The sequence below is a fragment of the Hydrocoleum sp. CS-953 genome (assembly GCF_002260545.1).
Lineage (GTDB): Bacteria > Cyanobacteriota > Cyanobacteriia > Cyanobacteriales > Microcoleaceae > Trichodesmium.
In genome coordinates this window covers 1-3,421 of sequence record NZ_LGSU01000512.1, presented here as the reverse complement: position 1 = coordinate 3,421, position 3,421 = coordinate 1, and the positions used below count along the sequence as shown (strand labels likewise).

General features: G+C 34.7%; 5 protein-coding genes. 1 reads left to right on the top strand and 4 read right to left on the bottom strand.

The window, feature by feature from the left end; translation table 11 throughout:
• Nucleotides 1-60 precede the first annotated feature (60 nt).
• The 3 genes from AFK68_RS05335 to AFK68_RS05325 all read right to left on the bottom strand — a co-directional run bounded on the left by AFK68_RS05335 (nucleotide 61) and on the right by AFK68_RS05325 (nucleotide 1,456).
• Complete coding sequence (locus AFK68_RS05335; protein WP_094671890.1) at nucleotides 61-507, bottom strand: PIN domain-containing protein; 447 nt, start codon at nucleotides 505-507, stop codon at nucleotides 61-63.
• A 14-nt stretch (nucleotides 508-521) separates the two neighbouring features.
• The gene (locus AFK68_RS05330; RefSeq protein ID WP_094671889.1) at nucleotides 522-755 is read right to left on the bottom strand and encodes a hypothetical protein; all 234 of its coding nucleotides are present in this window, start codon (nucleotides 753-755) and stop codon (nucleotides 522-524) included.
• Nucleotides 756-997: 242 nt separating this feature from the next.
• A complete protein-coding gene (locus AFK68_RS05325) occupies nucleotides 998-1,456 on the bottom strand; it encodes a hypothetical protein (RefSeq protein ID WP_168186330.1) in 459 nt (152 codons plus the stop codon).
• A 376-nt stretch (nucleotides 1,457-1,832) separates the two neighbouring features.
• Between AFK68_RS05325 and AFK68_RS43295 the strand changes: the two genes are divergently transcribed.
• Nucleotides 1,833-1,958: a hypothetical protein gene (locus tag AFK68_RS43295; RefSeq protein ID WP_256386491.1), complete on the top strand. Its 126-nt coding sequence runs from the start codon at nucleotides 1,833-1,835 to the stop codon at nucleotides 1,956-1,958.
• An 88-nt stretch (nucleotides 1,959-2,046) separates the two neighbouring features.
• Here AFK68_RS43295 and AFK68_RS05320 read toward each other — a convergent pair whose 3' ends face one another.
• Nucleotides 2,047-3,321, bottom strand: a complete 1,275-nt coding sequence (locus tag AFK68_RS05320) for a HEAT repeat domain-containing protein (protein ID WP_094671887.1) — start codon at nucleotides 3,319-3,321, stop codon at nucleotides 2,047-2,049.
• Nucleotides 3,322-3,421: the final 100 nt, after the last annotated feature.

Here is a 3,421-nt window from a genome sequence, read left to right as displayed (position 1 = left end):
AATTTGCGAATTAAGTGTGGCATTGATAATTTAGTTAGAGTGGTAAAAATATAAATATTATCATAATGTTAATTCACTGATTACTAAAATTGATAACTCACTGACTTTTTTTAATTGTAAATCATTGGTTAAAAAAGCATCACAATTAGAATGAATCGCTGTGGCAATTTGTAAGGCATCAGGTAATTTTAAATTATATCTAACCCGAATGTCAGCAGCAATAAGAGCAATCTCTGAATTAATATCCACAAAATTAATTGTGTCTTGAGAAGTTAGAATGTTAATAAATTGTTGTTGTCCAGAGAGATTTTTTTGACGGGTTGGTAAAATTAAACATTCTGCTAAAGTAATGGGAGAAGTGATAACAGCGATTGAATGGGACTCAATATAATTGAATACCTCATCTATAATTAAAAAATAATTAGGATTGCTCTCAACATAATAAATAATCGGAGCAGAATCTAAAAAAATCCTATTTAGCTGTTCTAAAATTGTTTCAATTTTCATATAATGTAAACAATTTATTTTTCTCTTTGTTGCCATTCTTGACGTAATTCGCCAACCCATTCTTGAGCATCTTTTCCCTCTAAGATATTAGGTAATATTCCTCGTAAATCACACAAACTATGTTTAGAGGTTTTGGGCATAATTGTCTGATTCTTCAATTTTTCTATAGTATAGGTAATGATTTGAAACTTTTCTTCTATAGTAAGCTGTTCAATTTCCTCTAATATTTTTGTTAATAAAGGACTCATTAGTTTAAGCTCCGGGAAAGTTAGTTGTTATTTTGCTAATGATAACTCAATTGTTTCCTCTATGAATACGTCAACATGGAAAAGTAGTTATTGTACCTCCACAAAAAATCCCATTAATCTTGGACAAGGAATGGGAATGATATGAGGGTCAAAAATTAGGAATCTGATAAGATGAACTGGTTGAAAAAGAATCAAGGCTATTTTCATCAGAGGGTAGAAAAATTCCCAACCGCGATCGCCCCTTAAGACACTGGTTCCATGCCTAGATAATTAAAGCGACTCTGTGCTTGATTTTTCCACTGTTTAGCCAATGCTAAATTTCCCCTTGCTTTCTCTAAATTAGCAAATGAGGCTTCATAATATGCCATCCTCCTTTTATCCTTATTGGATTCCACCTCTTCATATCCTTCTTTCAAAAGCTGTTCTGCTAATGAGAAGTTGGCTTCAGCTATAGCTATATTTGCTAAAATATGCTTGGCGTAGTTTTTAGTGCGTTGATTGTCAACTATATTTGCTTGCTTAATAACAGCATTGCATAATGATTTAGACTCAGAATAATTCTTCTGGTGCAAGAATACTTCAGCACGCTCTCGAGCTATGTATATTTGATAATTAATGCACTCTTCTTGTTCCAATTTTTCTTGGTTCAAAAGCTCCTGCTCTTTATCAAGCCATTGGTGATATGCTTGATATTTTCCCATCCGAATGTATAGTCCAGCTAAGTGATTTGTCAAATAATCTAAATCGTCAAAATCTGCATAATGGTTCAATTTCCAAGCTTATAAGAGTATTTTTTCAGCTTTTTCTAATTGCTCTGGTTTATTCTTTAATAACAATGTTCGTCCCAGTTTTGACTTTGATTTAATTACTGTTTTATGTTCTCCTAAGTTGGGCAATTATCGAAGACTTTCGCAATGGCGATATAGCAGTCTAAGCAAAGGTTAGGACATTTCTAAATCCTGAAACAGTTTGATAGTCTGCTGTTCCCTGTTCCCTGTTCCCTATTCCCGATTCAAGTAGCGCTATAAAATTAAAGTCCAAGGTAGTCTAAATCAATATGCTCTCAAACCCGGAAGTTTGTATGGCTATTCTTCTCGTAATACAGCGATCGTTTTGAGTAATAACACCAGCGAAGTATTAGCTATTGCTCGGAATGCAGCAGACAGTCTTCAGTTATCATCAAGCGATTTCATTGCCACCTAATTTTACTGTAACGATATTTTTTGTTGGAATTAGGAGAAAGAAGTTTGTACAACATCTCTACTCCTTTTTCCTAGTAAAATATTACAATTCAAATCAGATTTTTTGCTTTACCTTGAATCAATAAATCTGAATCATCAACAAACAACTGAGCAGTTTGATTATCTCCCAACTTTTTCAACGCCAACAAACAAGCATATTTTAAGTCAAAAATTCTTGTCTTACTAATACTTTCTCTCAGCAAAGGTATCGCCCGCTCATCTCCTAAATTTGCTAGAGCAAGTGCAGCAGCACCACGAGATTTCTGAAATTGAGGCTCTGTATTGTGCAGTGCTTCTACCAACAAATCATAAGCATCTACATATTTTAGCCAACCTAAAAGTTTAACTACATGATAGTGAGCGCCATAATCATTATGAGCGCTTTCGGCAAAGGTTGCCATTAATGCTGCTGCTGCAACTTCTGGGTAAACTTCTAAAAGAGTTTTGCTAGCTAGATAACACCTGCCAAAATCTGTACTATACAACTCTTTAATCACAAATTCTAAAGCTGGAGTTTGATCGTATTCGTGAACTAACTCTAGATCGTTGGGATGGTCGCGAATGACTGAATCTAAAAAGGGTTCGATTTCAGCAAAGTTAATCTCACCTGTGGGAATGCCTGTTTCTGCTAATAGTCTAATTGCCCGGAGACGAAAAACCATTGAAACTGGGCATTTAGCAATATTTGGAATTGACTGATAATATTTGGTATCAATTAGGTCTTGAATACAAGCACGTCTAGCATTAACACTAGAATGCTCTAAAAATTCGACTACCTTTGTCATTTGCGAATAGTCTCCAGTTAAACGACAAATAGTAGCGATCGCTGCACTTGCAATAGGTTCGTCATCAGATTCTGTAAATTGCTGAATTTTGCTGATGGCAGGTTTATAGTCAAATTTTGCCAACACCTGAATAATTAAACGATAACTTTGACCAGGTTTTGACAACAACTGAGCAATTTCTGCTAGAATTTCTTGGTCTTCTGTTCCTATCTCACTTATTGCCCAGACGGCATTTTCTACAGTGTAGCAGTCTGCATCACTCAGACAACCTCGAATTGTGGGTAGTGCTGATGTCACATTCAAACGCCCCAAGGTTTCGATCGCCTTACGTCTAGCAATTTTCTGTTCTAAGACAGGATTTGTATCTTGTACGGTTTTCATTAAAGCATTAATCGATCGTTCGCTGGGAAAGTTAACTAAATGACTTGCTGCCACATAACGTTCTGATTTGTCTTCTAATTCTTCCAGAGGTGTTTCTAACAAAGCAATTGCTTTTTCTTCAGTTAATCCAGGAAATATATTGAAAAAACGCTTATCCATTTTCTTAGGGTGTTAATTACAATCAATAATTAGTTTCTTTAATAGATCATATAATAGTTTGGGATTTCAGCAATTAACAATGAACAATTAATAATTAATA